Genomic DNA, 17,511 nt, shown 5'->3' on the forward strand with positions numbered 1-17,511 from the left:
GCTGCGCCAACGTGTTCACCTTCCGTGAATGGCCGGCGCTGCTTAGGCCAGCTCTCGGATTAAAGCTTGCGGCGCGGTCGGCACCGCCAGCTTGTACTAAGACCACTCGTCATACCCTGCCGCCGGAAGTAATACCGGAAGTAGCGGTTAGGGACCGGCTGCTGCAGGCGCACGGCCTCGTGCAACACGAGCTGCAGGTAGCTGCGGACCAACTCCTGCTTAAAGGCATACGTGGTCTGCTGCTCGAGGAGCATTCTTTCAAACAGGAGAGTGAGGTACGCCGCCTGTTCCTCGGGCAGGGGGAAAGAATACGTCCCTTTGTAGTCAAGCAGCGCCCGCGGCACCTCCTGCGGGTGCTGCGCATCCTCGCACTCGCTGACGAAGGCTTCGGTGAACAGGCAGCAGTAGCCGGTTTGGCGAGCGGCGGCTGTTTCCAGGGTACCTATTCCCTGGGGAGCCCCAAACCACAAACGCGTGCTGGTCTGGACCATTTTCTGGTCGGCGCAGTCTAGGTGGCGCGGGCCGGTAAGCAGGTAAATCGTGTACAGGTCGCGTCGGCCACTGGGCTGAACCGGCCCGGTGGCGGTATCAATGGCGTAAACCTTGAACCCTCTCATATAGGTAAGCGGCTCGGTGAAGTGTTCGTAGTGGATGAGCAGCTCGCGGAGCAACTCTCAACTCTCCGGGCACTTCGAATGCAGTATGTCTGAAGTATAGCCACTTACCCTTGGGCCGCCCGGTATTCTTCGTCCGTGACGGGCTGCAGCCAGTCAGCCACGCCCTGGCTGGCACTGGGATTGATGGCCAGATGAGTGAAGATGCTTTCGGCCGTGGCCCCGTGCCAATGCACCACGCCGGGCGCGATGCTCACGGCGTCGCCGGCGCGCAGTAGTTGGGCGGGCTGACCCTTTTCCTGGTAGTAGCCCCAACCCGCGGTGACAACCAGAATCTGCCCGGCCGGGTGCGAGTGCCAGTTGTTGCGGGCGCCCGGCTCAAAGGTTACGTCGCCGACGGTGCAGTCGGTCAGGTTCTCGCCGGCCAGCATGGTGACCCAGGCCGTACCGGTAAAGTATTCGGCCGGGCCGCGCTTCGTGCCGGCGGGCGTGCTGTGGTGGTTGGTGGGCTTGCTCATAATCGTCAGTTAGCTCAGACTCCACTGCGATGCGCGGGAGCTGGCTGTACAAAGGTCTGACAAGCAAGCCCCTGTATAAGTAAGGTTTTCAAAGGAGTTCTTACGAATATCAAACAAGCAGGCAAACTGCTTCCCTGACTGCTGGTTCAAACGAACGCCGCCCGGAAGCCCCTTGCCTGCCCACCGCTGCGGGAGCTGGCGAAAGTGATTATCGGGTGATTTCCGAACTGCGGTCTGCCATGTAGACTTCCCGGCCCCGAGCCGCCTCCTGCCGCTCCGCCCGGTCGCTGCTGTGCTCAATCAGCTGACTGCCCTGCTGCTCACCCACGGCATCAAGCGTCTGACTTATCTGCGTTATTTCAGACTGGTCGGTGCGGTACGACACCTTCATCTGCGAGTGTCGGATGCCGTGCTCGTCGGTGGTGCTTTGCACCTCGCCAGCTTTGGCCCCGCTGGCTGCTACAGCCGCCTGCACAGCCTCGGCCTGGCCTCGCACGCCCGTGGTCAGAGCCGGCTCGTCCACCCGAATAATTAGCTGCTTCTCGCTGCCCGGCGTGTCGGGGCTGACCACCTCCTGTCGAGCCGCACCGACCACCGCTTCCGGCTTAGCCGCCACGTCCAGACTCCGGTCCCGGTTATGGGGCTGGATGGGTGCGGCTTCGGCGGCCAATTGCCGGGCGGCACGGTCTTCTTCGTGCTCAACGACACGCACTCCGGTATACTGTGGGTTACCGGCCGCGGCTCGGGCATTAGTATTGGTCACAATGGCGTGAATGATGGCAATATCCGGCCGGTCGTTGCGGTAACTCATGTCAAATTCTGCCCGCCGGATGCCCTGCTCATCTACCGTGCTGCGCACCTCGCTGGTCTGCATGGAGTAGCCGGAATTATCCAGAATGGCTTTCCAGGCCTCCGCCCGGCCGGTGGTGTTGGCCTCCAGCTCATCCACCTTCCATGTGGCTGTTTTCATTTCGACTGGTGAAGCAGTGGGCAGACTCACGGCGGAGGCGGACTGCTCGTAACGGGCCCGGTCGCGCAACTCTTCCCGCTCGGCTTCATCGACCTTGCGGCCCGCCGGCGCGGGATTATCGTGGATGTACTCTTTCAGCAGCACCAGGCCGGCATCCCTGGCGTGCACGAACTGCGCGGTGTGCTCCGCCGCTTCCTGCTCGCTGCGGTAGGAGCGGGCGGGTCGTTGTTCCACCTCGGCACCAGCGGCTCCCAGCACAGCCTGATTGAAGCGTTTGTCATCCCGTTCACGTTCCTGCTGGGCTTCCGGGCTGTTCTCCCGCTCCCTCTCCCGCTGGGCCTGGCGGTCCAAAGCCCGCTGTTCCCGTTCCTGGCGTTGAGTCTCGGCCAGCCGCTGCTGGCGCTCGGATTCGCGCTGCTGCTCCTCGCGTTGGGCGGCGTCCCGGATTTGCTCGGCGCTCAGCCCCTGATTAGTGTACTCCAGTTCCTTGTTAAAGTCTTTGGCCAGCGGGTAGTCCACCCGCAGAAAGCTTTCCTGCTGTCGCTCGGCCTCAGTGCGCAGCTGCTCGCGCTGCCGGTACAGCTCCTGGGCTACTACTTCCAGTTGGGCCGTGTCGGCGCGGGCCACGGTCAGGCGCACAATGGTGGCCTGCTCGGTGCTGCGCTGCACTTCCACCGCCAGCGAGGGACCGTCCTGCTGGGTATTGTTGATGTGCTCCACCCGCTCGCGCAGCTGCTGCACCTGGCCGGCGCCCTGCTCGGCCGAGTCGTGGTGAAAGGTCACCTTCAGGCTGGTGTGGTACTTATCGCTGGTGGCGTGCCACTCCACGGGCCGGGAGGCCTCGCGGTAGGCTTCCTGCTCGGCCACAGGCACCAGGGGCCGGGCCGGCTGCAGCTCGTTGAGGTAGTTGATGTTGAACTGCCGGCCGCCGGCGTCGCGGTCGTTGGCCAGCACTACCTCCTGCGGGGCCTGCTTGTCGATGACCCGCTGAATCAGGGCAATCTGCGCCTCGGTGGGCGTGCCGCTGGTGGCAATGTAGAGCGTATTCTTCGCTTCCTGCCCGTGCTTGAGCTGGAAGTGGGAGAGCGAGTCGATGGCCGACTCGCTTACTACCACGCGCTCCACCGGCGTGTCCTTGCCGTCGGTGGGGTGGGACACCCAGATGCCATTTTTAGGCAGCGGCAGCAGGCTTTTGTAGTGCTCGTTCTTCTGCTCCACGCTGGCCAACCCGTGCTCGTTGTAGAGCGGAAAGGCCGTGTTCTTGTGCTCGTTCTGCTGCGCGGTGAAGATGCGGCCCTGAAAGGCCGGGCTGTCTAGCGTTTCGTCCGTGATGCCGCGTCCGTGCAGGTAGCTCCGGTCAGTGAGCTCTTTTTTGACGCCCAGCACTTCGGAAATCAGGCGCGTTCGGCGCTCTTCCTCGGCCTGCCGGGCCTGCTCCGAGTCGCCCACTGGGAGGCTGCTCAGCCGCGCGGTGTCGGGCGGGGTGGCGTACTGCCGGGCCGGGGCTGGCGCGCCGTCGAGGTACTCGCGCAGCTGCTGGCGCACCTGGCCCAGGTTGAGGCCGTGGCCGTCGCCGCCCCGGGTTTTGGCAAAGTCGATGATGGAGCCCGCGTCGCGGTCGTCGCCGGTGTTCAAGTACACCTGATGGTCGCCCTTGCGGGTGACGATGACGTGCTCGTCGTCTTTGACCAGATGATGCCAGTCGCCGCGGCGGCTTTCCTTTTTGATGGTGTAGCCCTGGCGCTGGGCGTAGTCAACCAGGTCAATGTCGCGCTTGAAGCGGTCGAGCTCGGTGGGGTCGTTTTCCCGGGGTGCGTTCATGGGGTGGGCTGGGGGAGTGGAGCCGGACAGCTCCGACTCCTCCCAGCACCCAGACGGGGCCCGGCAGGAAAGCTATCCGGGGTTAAGTAGTCGGCGGCGGGCTGCCGGCGCGCTGTGCGGTGGCGTCGAAGAAGGCCAACTGCTCGCGGAATTGTGTTAGTAGCTCGCTGCTGCCAAACACGTACTGGTTGGCGCCGCTGCCGATGTCGATGCGCACGATTTCCGTGGCCACGCCCAGGGCGCGCAGCACCTTTTGCACGAGGCGCGGCTCGTCGCGCTTGAGCTTGCCGTTCTTCAGGTTGACGACGTTGGTATAGGTCAGGCCATGCTGGGCACAAAAAGCGGTTAAATCACCTTGGGGCAGGGCTTTCAGGCGAAACTGTACGTAGCGCAGGCACTCAGAGTAGGGCGCGGACAGGCTAAGGTCAGGAAACCCCAACGGGGCGGAAACGTGGTCGGATGGTACCATGCGAAGAAGGGCACACTGCTGGGGCAGTGGGGGTGAAGTATCGGAGCGATACCCCAAAGGACGCATATCGGGCTTACAAGCCGCAACGCCATCGAGGAAAAACTCAAATCTTCTACCACCCCGTCACACCCACGCCGAATATGGCGGGCTGCTTCTTCACTGGTAGGCGCTTCATACGGTCAAGTATTTTTTAAGTTTTCACTAACTTTTTACTAACACTGACGCGCTTCATACCGTAAGGGGCCGGTATGCGTTTCGGAATACTCATCCTGGTGGTACTGGCCCTGGCCGCGCTGGCGGCGCTGCTGTGGTGGCGCTTCAAGGGCTCCGGCAAACCGGCCGTCCCGGTTGCCGTGCTGGCCACCCGAAACCATCATTCCCTGCGCACCTTTCACTACAAGACCGCCGCGGCTACCCAAGCGGCCGAGCAAGCAGCCACTTCCGCTAAAGGGGGTGAGGCCTTGGCCCGGCTGCTCCCACAGGAAGACCTTGTCGCCCCGGAGCCTGCGCATTCTGCCGAGGAAGAGGAAGCGACGATTTCCGCAGATAACGCCAAATCAACTACGGACCTGGGCGAAGCCGACCTGGAAACGCCGGCAGAAGATACGCCCCGCCTGGCCTCCATTCGCCATGCGGCCGGCGCCCTGGCATCGCTCCTGGATGTGCAGGAAGAGGCAGTGGTGCCTGCTGCCTCAGCGCCCGAGCCAGCGGTGGAAGCTGATGAGGAGCCCGCCGAAGCCCTTTTTCATAACCTCCTCACCGCGCCGGCCCCGACGGCCAACGACCAAGCCAACCGCGCCGCCGAAATCGCCCTGCGCCAGCAGCGGCGCGCCCGGATGAGCGCGGATGCCGCCGCCCAGCGGGCGGCGCTGAGCGGCCTGTTTCCCGGCGCCGACAGCCCCATTCCCACGGCCAAACCCTCCTAGATGCCACACCTGCTTTTCGGGGAGATAAGCACCCTGTTTCCACCTATTACCCTTTTCTATGCTAACCCATTTTCTTTCCCGGGCCCGTACCCACGCCGCAACGGCCACTGAAAATCTGCACACGCTGGCTGCCGCCGGCCAGACCTACCAGCCTTCCAAAGCCGAGCAGCGCGTGGCGGCGCTTCTGACTACCCTGGCCCTGGCCACCAGCCCGGCCCGCGCCCAGCTCGGCGGCGGGGGCGCCGCGGCCGCGCTCGAAGGCGTGCAGGAAACCGTCGTGGGCATCGTGCAGGTCATTTTCGCCATCGTGCTCATCGTGGGCCTGATTCGCGTGGTAATGAAGTTCGTGCAGGGCGCCCCGGATGCGCTGGGCTCGTTGGGCTGGCTCGTGGGCGGCGTGATTCTGTGGTTTGGCTTCCAGCTGTTCAAGGACGATTTGGTCAGCGCTGTGGGCGGCGGGGACGGAGGCGTACGCTAAGCTGCCATGCGCTCTTACAAATCCATTGAGCGGCCCGCCCAGGTGCTGGGCATGAACATTCAGGACCTGGGCATCATGGTCGGCCTCTTCATTGGCTCGGTGCTGCTGCTCGGCTTTCTGGGCATGGCCGTCAAGATTCCCCGCCTGGTATACCTGCTCGTCATACTGGTGGAGCTGGGCCTGATTCTGGGCCTGCGCTACCTGAGCAAGAAGCAGGCGCCCGGCTTTCTGATGGGCTGGCTCTCCTTCACCTTCATCCAGCCCCGCCGCCTGGCGGTGGGGCCCATTCCCACTCCTTCCCGCCATGACCAAAAAGCCCAAAACGGCCGCGTTTAACGCCGTGATGCCCGTGCACAGCTTCGAGGGCGACAAGGTGGTCTTCAAGGACGGCCGCGTCGCGGTGGGCTTCCGCGTGGAGCCCGCCGAGATGGAAAGCTGGACTTCGGACGACTACGAGGCCTTTCAGACCGCGCTGGTGGGCGTGCTGCGCCCGCTGCCGGTGGGCACCATCGTGCAGAAAACCGACATCTACTACGACCGGCCCTACCGCGAGGACAAAACCCAGCAGACCTACTTCGAGAACAAGATGAATAAGCACTTCTTCGAGCGGCTGGTGCTGTTCCAGAAGTCCTACCTGTTCCTCTCGTTTGCGCCAGTGGCGGTGAAGTCGCCCAAGACCAACGCGGTGAATGCGCTGGTGGCCCGCGCCGGCGAGGCTGTGCTCAAAAACCCCTTTGCCCAGCTCGTGCACACGCTGGAAGCGGCCGAAAGCGGCGCCGTGGAATTCATCCAGGGCATCAAGAACCTGGGCGGCGTCACCTTCGAGCGGCTGCCAAGCGCGGAGATTCACCAGCTCTACCTGCAGTACTTCAACCTCAACTTCGACGGGCAGCCCACCCGGCAGGAGCGCGAAATCGGCAACGACCTGGGCACCTTCAGCGTGGGCGAGCAGAAGGTGAACGTGCTGAGCATGGTGGGGCAGGGTTCCGACGCCTACCCGGCCGTGCGCAACTCCTACGGGGTCACGGCGCCGATGCTCTACCCGCTCACTCACATCCTGCAGTGCCCGCACGTGCTCACGCAGGCGCTGCTGATTCAGGATACCCGCGCTGAGTTAAGCAGCCTGGACACCGACCGCAAGCTCAACGCCTCCCTCTCGTTTCTGGCCACCCAGGACAACCACCTGCGCGCGGCCGAAGTCGAGGAGTTTACCGCCGAAGTGCGGGCCGAAAACAAGCAGATTGTGGGCCTGCACCTCTCCTGCGTGCTTTGGGACACCAACGATACCAGCCGGCGCGAGAACGTAGAGCGGGCCACCGCCGCCTTCCGCTACATGTTCGGCACCGAGAGCGTGGTCGAAAGCTACCTGGCTCTGCCCGTGTTCTTCGGCTTGCTGCCCGGCAACGCCTGGCAGGTGCCGGACCGCTGGCTGACGAGCACCGCCGACCGCGGGGCCTGCTACACCCACTGGACGGCCACCTACAAAACTGACCCGGTGGGGGAGTACCTCACCGATAGGTTCCGCAACCTGGTGCAGGTAAACCTGTTCAACACAGCCCTGGACAACCAGAACGCCATTGTTATCGGCCCCTCGGGCTCGGGCAAGAGCTACACGTTTGGCAACCTGATTGTGCAGCGCTTCGAGAAAGGCGCCCGGCAAATCATTATGGACGTGGGCGGCACCTACCGCAACGTGCTGCAGTCGCTCAACGGCGAGGATTTTGACAACACCTACTTCGAGTACGACCCGCAGCGGCCCATTGAGTTCAACCCCTTTGTGGTGCCGCGCGATGCGGCGGGCAAATGGCTCTACAACGACGAGAAAACCAACTTTCACCTGGCGTTGCTCGCCGCGCTCTGGAAGGGTGGCAAGGACACGGCTTTGGACAAGTCGGAGCGCACGATTCTCTCGCGCTTTCTCATCGAGTACTACGCCTGCCTGAACGAGAGCCCGCGCCTGAACCAGAAGGACGAGGAGTTTCCCGGCATGGAAAGCTTCTACCGCTTTGTCGAGCAGTACGACCAGGAAATGCAGAAGCCGGTGGCACAGCCCGGCGAAGGCATCGAGCCGGACCCGCTGGATGGCGCCCGCCGGCAGTACCAGAAAAACCTGAAGTACATCGACATGCACCAGTTCTTCCTGGTGCTGGGCCAGTACATCACCGGTGGCCGCTACGAGCGGGTGCTCAACGCCAAGCGCGACGTAGATTTATCAGAGTACCGGCTCATTTGCTTTGACCTGGCCAAGGTGCAGGCCGACCCCGACCTCTACCCAGTGGTGGCCATGCTCATCACCGAGCTGAGCCTGGATTTGTTCCGCAAGTTTCCCGACGACATCAAGTACATCGCCCTGGACGAGGCCTGGACGATGCTCTCGGGCGTGCTCTCGGAGTTCATCGAGTCGATGTACCGCACCATCCGCAAAACCAACGGCTCGGTGACCATCATCACCCAGGGCATCACCGAGATTACCAGCAGCAAGATTGGCCCGGCCATCATCAACAACTCGGCCACCAAGATTATCCTGCGCCACGTCAACCCCGACTCGCTGGCCCAGCTACAATCCCCGCTCGGCCTGACAGGCCACGAGATGGACTTGATTAAGTCGGTACGCTCGACCGAAGCGCTGCGGGAGTTCTTCATCAAGCAGGGCGCCAAGGGCAAGGTCTTCGCCCTGGAGGCTTCCCCGCAGCTCGATGCCATCCTGACCTCCAAGCCCGTGGAGCGCAACCACCTCAACAAGCTGGTCAAGTTCTACCAGCAAACCCAGCAGCGGCCCCGGACCGACAAGAATGGCCACGTGTTGCTGAATGCGGAAGGGCAGATTGAGTACGAGCCGGTGCGGGTGCAGCGCCTGGACTACGCCGTCGACCAGTTTGTGGAAGATAAACAGGCCCGCAAAGGGGCCTTGGCCAAATGAGTATGCTCGCGATGATTGCCTACGGCATCGACCCGGGCTTTCTGCGGGCCTGCGACCAGACCCTGCAGGTCGTGCTCACCGCCTGCCGCTTCATCACACCGAGCCTGATGGGCATTGCCCTGCTCTACACCATCGGGCGCGGCTTTATCTCCGGCAGCGGCCTGGCCATGGACTGGGGGCCGATTATCAAGGCCACCTGGATATTCTTCCTGCTTTTCTTCTACCAGACGCTGATGGATACGCTGGGGGCGGGGCTGGCCGCCTTTACGGCCATGTTCTCCACCGACAAGTCGGCGGCGGAAGCCATTCGCGACCTGACCACGCCGGCATCGGTGGCGGCCGCAGCGCGCAACGACTCCATGGGCATCGGTGACATCGTAGCGGGCGCCAGCTCGCTGATGACCAGCATTTCCCAGACGCTAAGCTCGTTCACGCTCTCGGGCATCCTGACCCGGCTGTTTACGGCGACGGCGGTGCTTATTATCCGCCACATCATGCAGTTTATCCAGCAGTTTATTCTGGGTTTTCTGTACGTGTGCGGGCCGATTGCCATGACGCTGTCGGTGATTCCGGCCTTCGGCCAGCTGGCCATGAAGTGGCTGCAGAACTTCCTGGCCGTGCAGCTCTGGGGCCTCACGTTTGTGCTGCTCGACACCATTTACGGGTTCTACGCCGAGACGGCGCAGGCCCCCAACGGCTTGTTTAGTGGCCTGACCAACGGCCCACAGCAGTCGGTAGACGATGAGAAGTTCATGGTCATGTCCGTGGCCTTCGTGCTGCTCTACGTGATGGTGCCCTACCTCACGTCGATGTTCATCGGCTCTTCGGCGGTGCAGGGCTTCGTGGGCTCCATGGTCGGCTCGGCCGTGGGCGCCGCTACGGCCGTGGCCGGGGTGGCCTCGCCCGGCGGCGGGGGCCTGTCGAGTGCCGTGGGCCGGGCGATGGGCAACGGGGGCAGCCGCGGCGGGGGAGGCGGTCACAGCTCATCGGGTGGGGGAGGAGCAGGTAGCACCGGCGGCAGTGAAGCCGGTGAATCCGCTTCGTCCTCGGCTTCCTCAGGCCTGCCCACCATCACCATGTCGGAAGCGCTCAACCCATCCTATCGCCAGCGGGCCTCGGGCATCTGGACCAAATAACCCCTTCCTCTGACTCCCTATCCATGAAGAACCTTCCCTTATTCATCGCCACGGGCTTTACGCTGGGTCTGACCGCAGCCTGTCAATCCAACCCCACGCCGCCGGAAGCAGCCGCTACTCCAGCAAAGTCGGCCGCCACTCAACCCGCAACGAATCTTCCTGCTCCACTGCCCCTTACGGCAGTGGACCTTAAGCCTGGCGTAGCCGAGCAAACACCCCGCGAAGGCTATCTGCAGGTCGTCTCCGCCAAGGCGCTGAAAGCCGAGCCCATGCAGCTGCGACTGCCGGCCCTGTGGCAGTCCGACCCGGACCGGGCCGATGCTAAAAAGGAGGCTCCCGGCTACCGCATTTCCTACGAGGCCGTGCTGCAGTGGATACCGCAGGGCTTCGGCCGGCAGAAGGTGCCGGCCTCGCTGTCACTGTACGCGCCCAACGGGCGGGATACGCTGGCCTCTTTCCGGGTCGGGGGCCTCAACCTGAACGTGCCCGGTCGCGAGCGGTACTCGGTCACGCCCATTGAGCCCCGCAAACCCCTAACCGTGCGCGGCACCCTCTACGCCTTTCTGAGCCAGAATGAGCAGCACCAGCCCACCCTGGTGGTGTACCCGTACCGCGGCCGCGCCGGCGGCTTCGACGACTCCTTCAAAAAGGTGCTGCTACCCATCAGCCAGTAAGGACAGTGGGAAGAAAACGCACCATTTACCTCAACCAGACTCACACCAATGGATTCCGCCAAAGACTTAAGTACCTCCTTTTCCACCATGCGCAACCTGGCGCTGGGCAGCGTGCTGGCCCTGCTGCTCGTGGCCCTGGCCTCGGGTTTCCTTGTGTACCGGGCCTACGAAAACAGCGGCCGGCGCGTGTACGTCGTCTCGCAAACCGGCTCGGTCGCGGCCCTTTCGGCCGGCAACGACGCCCACACACCCTACGAAGCCCGCAACCTGGTGCGCCAGTTCATGCAAACCATGTTCGGCCACGACCAATACACCTACAAGGCCAACCTGGACGCGGCCCTGCCCCTAATTGAAGGGCGGGGCGGCCGGCGCATCTACGAGGGCTTCACCCGCGGGCAAGTGCTGCAGAACTACGAGCGCTACGCCGCTCGCAACGTCGTGACCGTGGACAGCGTGCTCGTGGACATGAGCAAGCGCCCCTGGTCGGGCTCGGTGTACATCAAGCAGCGCATTTTCATCGGGGGTCAGCAGAAAGAGCCCCTGCCGCTGGCGGCCAAGTTCAACCTGGTGGAAACCAACCGCTCGGATGCCAACCCCTACGGGCTGCTCATCACCAACTTCGACTACATCCCCTACTCGCCGCAGCTGACGCGCGAAGAGCAGGAGCTGCTGCAGGCTCAAGAAGCCGACCGCCAGCGCCGCCTGCAGGAAGCCGAGCGCGGCCTGACCCCGGCGAGCGCGCCCACGGCGCCGACGGCGCCCGCTGCAACCCCGGCCCCCACCACCCCCGCCAACTAACCTTTTATCCCATTCACCGATGCGACTTTACACGCTTACTGCCCTGTTGGGGCTGCTCTCCCTGTTTTTTCAACCTGCGCCGGCGTCTGCGCAAAGCACCGCAACCTCCCCGACCGCTGCCGTCGTGGCCACCGACAACCTGCTGGACGTGGCCGTGTCCGACTCCTCTACTACCTACCTGGTTTTCGGCGGGCCGGTGTCGCTGGTCGACGTGGGCATGGCCAATAATTACCTGGTCAAGATTGAAGCCAACGCCGTGTTTGTGCGCGCCAAGCGCAAGCACGCGCCGCCTACGCCCATGCTGATTCGCTACGGCTCGAAGTACTGGATGGGCCGGCTCGTGTACGTGAACCGCCCGGTGCTGCAGCTCTACGACTTTCAAAAGGACGGCGCGCTGAGCATCAACGGCAAAAGCGCGCCCTCCACGGGCGCCGCCCCGGAAAACGAGCTGGCCCTGGACAAGGAGCGGGAGAAGAAGGCTGTCGTCGAGGGCAAGCTGCAGGCGCTGCGCAAAGCCCGCGAGGAGCACCAGGCCGTGGCCGTGGTCGACAACGATTTGGTGCTCTCGCTGGCCAACGTGCGCAACGACAAGGATTTCACCTACCTGCGCTTCAAGGTCATCAACAAAACCAACATCGACTACAACGTGGACTTCACCGACTTCCAGCTGGTGGAAAACGCGCAGAAGAAGTTTCTGGCCCGCAAGAAGAACGAGGCCCGGCGCCCGCTGGCCCCCTCCGGCGGGGGACCCAACCAGGTGATTACCGGCCGCACCACGGGCTACCTGACCTACGCCATTCCCCTGTACGCGGCCACCGAGCGCGGCTACCTGGAAGTGACCCTGCGCGAGCTCAACGGCGCCCGGGTGCTGGTGCTGCCCGTGCCGTCCCGCGTGATTAACCGCGCCGCCACCATTTAACGCTGCTCGCCTGTTTCTATGGAACCTATCACTCCCCCTACCCAACCCGTAGCCCCGGTTTCCCGCCCGGAAAGCGAGCAGCCCAACCCTACGGGCGCACCGATAAAGCGTACCCCAACGGAAATCCTGCGCTCCAACTGGATGGCTTTTGCCGGTCTGCTGCTGGTGCTCATCATCGGCGGCCTGTTTTTGTGGCTGAAATCGGCTAAAGAGGCCGCCCAGCAGGAGCGCGAGCCGGTCGCGGCGGCCTCGGCCAACATCGAGCCCGAAATCCCTTCGGTGGAAACGGCCCCGCCGGCCCCCGCTACCTCTCCCTCAGCCCAGATAGAAGCCCAGCGTCGCGCCGAGCAGGACGCCCAAAGCGCCCCGGCCCGGGCTACGGACCAGGATGTCGTGGACGTATTCGCCGTTGATACCACTGGTCTGGCGCTACGCAAGCGGCGCCGGGCCCAGGCGGCCGCCCAAGCTGCGGCCCGCCGCGCCGAAGCAGCCCACCTGGCGGCGGCCGACGTGGATACCATCGAAACCACCATCCAGGACCCTTCCACGGGCTCCTACCGGGCACAGACCCTGGTCGTGCCGCGCCGGCGTCTCACGGCCGGTGGAGGAAGTAGCCGCCGGGCGGGGACCGGTCGGGCTGGGCGCAGCCTAGTGCCGGCCCGCGACGTGGACGGCACCCCGTTTGAAACCGACCCGGACGTGCTGGCCATGCTGGGCTCTTCGCCGCCGGAAACCCGCGCGGCCTATGAGCGCATGACCGGCAAGCGCTACCGTGACCCCAACCAGACCGCCCAGCTGCTGGCCAATCGAATGAGTGCCCCCGGCATGGACGGTTTTAACACGGTGAAGGTGGACAACGCGAGTCGGATGATGGCCCAGGGCAGCCAGCGCGAGCAGCAGCTGGCGCCGGACGTGTTTTTCAAGTGCGTCATCAACGGCGAGCAGAAGGTGCGCACCGGCTCGGTGGTCATCCTGCGCCTGCTGGAGGATGCCGTCATCTCGGGCGTGACCTTCCCCAAGAACATGGTCTTTGCCGGCGTAGCCACCGTGGGCACCAACAACGTGACGCTGGAAGTCAACCGCCTCGGCCCGACGCGGGTGCAGGCCGATATCTACGACTTCAACTACATGCCGGGCATCATGATAGACCCGGTGAAGCGCGTGGCCAGGGAAGCCGGCATGGCCGGCAATGAGCTGCAGCAGCAAACCACCCAGGAAATCAGCACGGCCATTGACCGCTCGGCTTCGGCCGCCAACTCGGTGGTGGGCGTGGGCGGCCGGGTGGCGGCTTCGGTGCTGTCGCGGCCCAAGACCCGCACCAAGCTGCGCGACGTGCTGCTGCCCGATGGCTACCCCATCCTGATTACTACCGCGGCCGCCGGCCAGATGGGCCCGGAAGCGGCGGCCCGCTAATTCTTCCTTTCACCTAACCGGATACGACGATGAAAAAGATGCTTTTGCCGGCCCTCGTGGCCCTGGCGCTCGTTCTGGCTCCCACTACCGATGCCGCGGCGCAAGCCGTGGTGAATGACCCGCTGCACATGGGCGTGCACATCGGCGATTTCGCCAAGCGCCTCGCGCAGTGGACCGAAACAGTCAAAAACTACCAGGTCATCAAGGATGCCAAGCAGATTGCCGGCGTCACCAAGGACATTACCGGGCAGGTGAAGGACATCACCGACGAGACCCTGCAGCTGCAGCGCCAGGTGCAGGCCGACCTGCGCAAGGTGCAGAGCATTCAGGATTTGCGCCTCTCCAATCCCCAGGAGCTGTTTGCCCGCGCCCTGGCCATGTCGGGACGGGGGCAGAGCAACCAGTACATGCCCGTGTTTCAGAAGGCCGAGCGCCTGCGCCAGGCCCTGCAGCTCAACAACCCCCAGCAGGATTTGAACACGGTCTACGACGTGTTTTCGCGCTTCGGCTCGGGCGCCACGGCCGGCAACAACCGCATGAGTTCCCAGCAGTACCAGCAGAAACGCGAGGAAGCGGCCGTCTCCACGTTTGCCTACGAGGAGATGATGCAGAAAAAGAAGATTGCCACGGCCTTCGGCTACTACAAGATTGCCGACGAGATGACCCAGCAGAGTATCGAGATGAATGCCACGCTCAAGAATCCCGGCCGTTACGCTATGACCGAGGGTGAGCGGATGGTGGCCCTGAATACTTCAAACGACAACATGATTAAGGCCATGCAGCTGCGGCAGGAAGCCGACCGGCTGCTGGCTGAAGCCGCCCAGCCCGGCCCCTCGCGGCAAGCGGCTGAAATGGTCTACTCCGACATCCTGGTGCAAAACGCCCTCATCAAAGCCGACCGGGCCCGCCCCCGCAACTAACCCCTATGAAAAACCTATTGCTAGTGGCCCTGCTGCTGGCGGGGGCCGGCGCCGTGCCAGCCTCCGCCCAGCGCCACGTTCAACACATTTCTAGCTGGGGCGCCCACCTGGGCCGCTCCGAGAAGGGCGACTTCTACGAACTGAGCTACACCAGCATGCTCACCAACCGCCTGGCTCTGCGCGCCAGCGGGCTGCGCGACGCCGGCAACCTAGCTGGCCGCGGCGAATACGCCAGCTACGTGGGCCGGGTGCTGCTCGCCCCGCAGCTGTTTCACCTGGGCGAAGTGGCCTACGTGCACCTGCTGCTGGGGGCCGGCGCCGGCTACGAGCGCACCGGCGAAAACGGTACCAGCGAGCTAGGGGCCGACGCCAAGGAGCCGCAGCGCTTTACCTACGGCCCGCAGGCCGGGGCTGAAGTCGACTGCTTCCTGGGCAACCGCCTCTCGCTGGTGGCCACAGCTACCAAGGGCTACCTGCTCAACAACCCGCTCATTGACCAATGGCCAGGCTACGCCAGCGCTGGTCTGCGCTACCACTTTCGCTAACCCCTGCTTTTCTGACCTATGAAACGACTGACTTATCTGCTGCTCAGCGGCCTCACGCTGGCTTCCATGGCCGGCTGCTCCAAGGACGACGCCATACCCGCCGGCCCCAAGGAATACCAGGTGGAATACCGCATTTCTTCCACCACCGCCCCCTCGTCAGACTACATCAGCTACGACAACGAGAGCGGCGGCAGCACCACGCTCAACAACGTCCCGCTGCCGGCTAATTACCGCTTCAAGCGCACGATGAAGCAGGGCGACCACGTAGGCCTGCTGGCCAGCCTGGATGGGGGTACTTCCACATCAGAGATTACCGCCACCATCCTGCTCGATGGCCGAGAGGTGAAGAAGGAAACCGGCCGCGGCGCCGATGCCCAGGCCGTACCGGTGTACGTGATTGGGCAGTAGGGAAAAAATCAGCTACGTATTACTTCTATGGACTCTCCCTTTGCTCCTGCTGGCTTTCCTGACCCGGCGCTCGTCATCAACTATCCCACCGCCCTACGCTTCGTTCGCTTCCGGCTCAACCGCATGGCGCACGGGCAGATGAAGTCCTGGGCCACTGCGCACCGCTTCAACTACGCCCGGCTGGTGGAAATCAAAAAGGATGACCGGCAGCTGTACGCCCCGCTACTCAAGCGGCTCTTTGCGGCTTTTGGTTACTCCGTTGACGTGCTTCGTTTGATTTCAATGACCAACGAAAAAAGGCATTTCTATTGGTTTGCCACGCCGGAGGCCTTCGCGCTTTTTCGCCACGAGTTGCGCGCCTATGATGAACTGGTCAGGCTGGCCAGTTAACTGAACCTTTCTTCCAAAAGCAATAAAAAAGGCCGTCCAGCAATCTGGACGGCCTTTTTTATAAGTTAAGTACGGCTACTCCGCTTTGGTCAGCTCGCGTTGCAATAGCGCCTGCAGCTGCTGGTAGGAGTCCGGGCAGAGGCGGATGGTCGGTTCGGCGGCGGTGCAATAGAGGAAAGTGGGGTCGGCTAGTGTTACGGCGCGGGCCCAGGCAGCCTCGGAAACAGTAGTGGAAAGGGATAGTAGTGGGGTGAATTCTTCTTAAATGAGCCGAATGACCAGCTTCTGCACGGTAGGGCAAATGCTGGAAAAGCGGCGATACGGACTCGCAGCCATGGAAAATATCAACGGAAAGGATGGGAAACGCCCCGCCTGCGGCCGCGGATGTGGGGCCGGGCAGGATACAGCTTATCAGCACAGCCGCCCGTTGAAGGGCACTGCTTGTTGCTGATTACAGGAAGTGGGGAGCGTTAGGCCAGGGAGCCCACAAAGAGGGCAGGCCGCTGCTGAATGGGCAGCGGCTGCCGGTGAGCCCAGCGCAGCCAGTCCGCAGAGTGAACCGCTGACGAGGGGCAACTATGCAAAGCGGAGGATTTCTGAGCTAGCATACTCGGCAATCAGTTTGACGGGCAAAGCTAGCCAATACGGGCAAAACAGGCCACTGTTGAGCCCTGAGCCAACTATTTTTCCAAGGGTTCAATGCCAGCAGCCTTCGCTACCAGTTCGCCTGCTGCTGGCCGTGACCTCCTGAAAGCGGGTTACTTCTGCTTGAAATGGTAGTCCTTAAATTCGGCCCGGTAGGTCAGCGGCACCTCGTATTCACTTCCTCCATTGCGCACATCGCGGATTAAGATATTCACCTCATTGCCCTGCTGCTCGGCTACCGCGCCGTAATGGGCCTGAATCCGGTGGTCCAGCCCAATCATCATGTTGTAGAGCATGAGCGTCGTGTGGAAGATGTCCGCCCAGTCCTCGTAGGTAATGGCATGCAGCTGGGAAGCCGGGTCTGCTGCCTGGTAGTTGTTGAGTTGAAGGTGGCGGCCCTGCAAGCTGAAGTTGGAGTGCGCCACCGAGTTCCGGATTTGGCTTTTGTAAATCACCGAGAACGCCTCAAACAGCACGGGCGAAATATCCTTGAGCTTATCGCGGATTTTCTTCCGGATGATTTCGTGGGTTACCCCCGTGGCCGTCGTATCGCGGGAGCTTTCCGCAATTTTGAAATACCAGTCGTATGGCTCTTCTTGCAAGACCCGCACGAACTCGTAAAAGCGCTTCAACACAAAGTCCGATTCCCACACCTTGAGGTAAATCAGGGTTTCGAGGTGGATGGACATGTCCTCGTTGGCAATGCGCCGGTCGCGCTCCTGGGTTTCCCCTTTGTCCAGCTGCTCTTTGAGCGAAGCCAGGTACGCTGCTTGGCTGGGCTGGGAAGCGGCGACGCTGCGGTACTGGTTGATGAAGTGGTAATGCGTGAAGTAAGCCCAGCCGATTCGGTCCGGACCGATAATAAACGGGCTCATAGAAACGCCGCCGTAGCTCACGATTTCCTCCCGGTAGTTGCCGTTCAGATGGATGAGCAGTAGGTCACTGGG

At 62.9% G+C, this 17,511-nt stretch carries 18 protein-coding genes; 13 read left to right on the forward strand and 5 right to left on the reverse strand.

The genetic code is table 11. The annotated features are described in order from the left end of the window. Positions 1 to 59: 59 nt before the first annotated feature. The 4 genes from LGH74_RS24090 to LGH74_RS24105 all read right to left on the reverse strand — a co-directional run bounded on the left by LGH74_RS24090 (position 60) and on the right by LGH74_RS24105 (position 4,392). Positions 60 to 617: a hypothetical protein gene (locus LGH74_RS24090; protein ID WP_226180619.1), complete on the reverse strand. Its 558-nt coding sequence runs from the start codon at positions 615 to 617 to the stop codon at positions 60 to 62. Between the two features lie 104 nt (positions 618 to 721). Continuing rightward, positions 722 to 1,132 (reverse strand): (R)-mandelonitrile lyase, encoded by a 411-nt coding sequence (locus LGH74_RS24095; RefSeq protein WP_226180621.1) that lies wholly within the window; start codon positions 1,130 to 1,132, stop codon positions 722 to 724. A gap of 208 nt (positions 1,133 to 1,340) precedes the next feature. Next, on the reverse strand, positions 1,341 to 3,923 hold the full coding sequence (locus LGH74_RS24100; protein ID WP_226180623.1) for a toprim domain-containing protein: 2,583 nt from the start codon (positions 3,921 to 3,923) through the stop codon (positions 1,341 to 1,343). An 82-nt stretch (positions 3,924 to 4,005) separates the two neighbouring features. Then, on the reverse strand, positions 4,006 to 4,392 hold the full coding sequence (locus tag LGH74_RS24105) for a hypothetical protein (RefSeq protein ID WP_226180625.1): 387 nt from the start codon (positions 4,390 to 4,392) through the stop codon (positions 4,006 to 4,008). A 248-nt stretch (positions 4,393 to 4,640) separates the two neighbouring features. Between LGH74_RS24105 and LGH74_RS24110 the strand changes: the two genes are divergently transcribed. Genes LGH74_RS24110 through LGH74_RS24170 form a run of 13 tightly spaced genes read left to right on the forward strand, consistent with a single transcriptional unit; the run spans position 4,641 to position 15,919 of the window. After that, entirely contained in the window at positions 4,641 to 5,318 is a 678-nt protein-coding gene (locus LGH74_RS24110) for a hypothetical protein (RefSeq protein ID WP_226180627.1), read from the forward strand. A gap of 58 nt (positions 5,319 to 5,376) precedes the next feature. Continuing rightward, positions 5,377 to 5,796 carry a hypothetical protein gene (locus LGH74_RS24115; RefSeq protein WP_226180629.1) on the forward strand — a complete coding sequence of 140 codons (420 nt, stop codon included), beginning with the start codon at positions 5,377 to 5,379 and terminating at the stop codon, positions 5,794 to 5,796. A 6-nt stretch (positions 5,797 to 5,802) separates the two neighbouring features. Continuing rightward, positions 5,803 to 6,132, forward strand: coding sequence for a hypothetical protein (locus tag LGH74_RS24120; protein WP_226180631.1), 330 nt, complete (start codon positions 5,803 to 5,805; stop codon positions 6,130 to 6,132). Continuing rightward, entirely contained in the window at positions 6,101 to 8,716 is a 2,616-nt protein-coding gene (locus LGH74_RS24125) for a TraG/VirB4 family ATPase (protein WP_226180633.1), read from the forward strand. Before LGH74_RS24120 ends, LGH74_RS24125 begins: the two co-directional genes overlap by 32 nt. A gap of 2 nt (positions 8,717 to 8,718) precedes the next feature. Continuing rightward, positions 8,719 to 9,852, forward strand: a complete 1,134-nt coding sequence (locus LGH74_RS24130; RefSeq protein WP_226180636.1) for a conjugal transfer protein TraG N-terminal domain-containing protein — start codon at positions 8,719 to 8,721, stop codon at positions 9,850 to 9,852. A gap of 23 nt (positions 9,853 to 9,875) precedes the next feature. Continuing rightward, positions 9,876 to 10,526, forward strand: coding sequence for a hypothetical protein (locus LGH74_RS24135; RefSeq protein ID WP_226180638.1), 651 nt, complete (start codon positions 9,876 to 9,878; stop codon positions 10,524 to 10,526). A 48-nt stretch (positions 10,527 to 10,574) separates the two neighbouring features. Continuing rightward, positions 10,575 to 11,324 (forward strand): conjugal transfer protein TraK, encoded by a 750-nt coding sequence (locus LGH74_RS24140; RefSeq protein ID WP_226180640.1) that lies wholly within the window; start codon positions 10,575 to 10,577, stop codon positions 11,322 to 11,324. Between the two features lie 19 nt (positions 11,325 to 11,343). Continuing rightward, positions 11,344 to 12,243 (forward strand): DUF4138 domain-containing protein, encoded by a 900-nt coding sequence (locus LGH74_RS24145; protein WP_226180642.1) that lies wholly within the window; start codon positions 11,344 to 11,346, stop codon positions 12,241 to 12,243. A gap of 18 nt (positions 12,244 to 12,261) precedes the next feature. Next, a complete protein-coding gene (gene traM / locus LGH74_RS24150; protein WP_226180644.1) occupies positions 12,262 to 13,656 on the forward strand; it encodes a conjugative transposon protein TraM in 1,395 nt (464 codons plus the stop codon). Between the two features lie 29 nt (positions 13,657 to 13,685). Next, positions 13,686 to 14,576: a hypothetical protein gene (locus LGH74_RS24155; RefSeq protein WP_226180646.1), complete on the forward strand. Its 891-nt coding sequence runs from the start codon at positions 13,686 to 13,688 to the stop codon at positions 14,574 to 14,576. 5 nt (positions 14,577 to 14,581) lie between these two features. Next, a complete protein-coding gene (locus tag LGH74_RS24160; protein ID WP_226180648.1) occupies positions 14,582 to 15,121 on the forward strand; it encodes a hypothetical protein in 540 nt (179 codons plus the stop codon). An 18-nt stretch (positions 15,122 to 15,139) separates the two neighbouring features. Then, a complete protein-coding gene (locus LGH74_RS24165; protein WP_226180650.1) occupies positions 15,140 to 15,529 on the forward strand; it encodes a hypothetical protein in 390 nt (129 codons plus the stop codon). A gap of 27 nt (positions 15,530 to 15,556) precedes the next feature. Next, complete coding sequence (locus LGH74_RS24170; RefSeq protein WP_226180652.1) at positions 15,557 to 15,919, forward strand: hypothetical protein; 363 nt, start codon at positions 15,557 to 15,559, stop codon at positions 15,917 to 15,919. A gap of 758 nt (positions 15,920 to 16,677) precedes the next feature. Here LGH74_RS24170 and LGH74_RS24175 read toward each other — a convergent pair. Continuing rightward, a partial coding sequence (locus tag LGH74_RS24175) for a hypothetical protein (protein ID WP_226180654.1) occupies positions 16,678 to 17,511 on the reverse strand: 834 nt, incomplete at its 5' end.

The organism is Hymenobacter lucidus (genome assembly GCF_020447265.1).
In the GTDB taxonomy this organism is placed as follows: domain Bacteria; phylum Bacteroidota; class Bacteroidia; order Cytophagales; family Hymenobacteraceae; genus Hymenobacter; species Hymenobacter lucidus.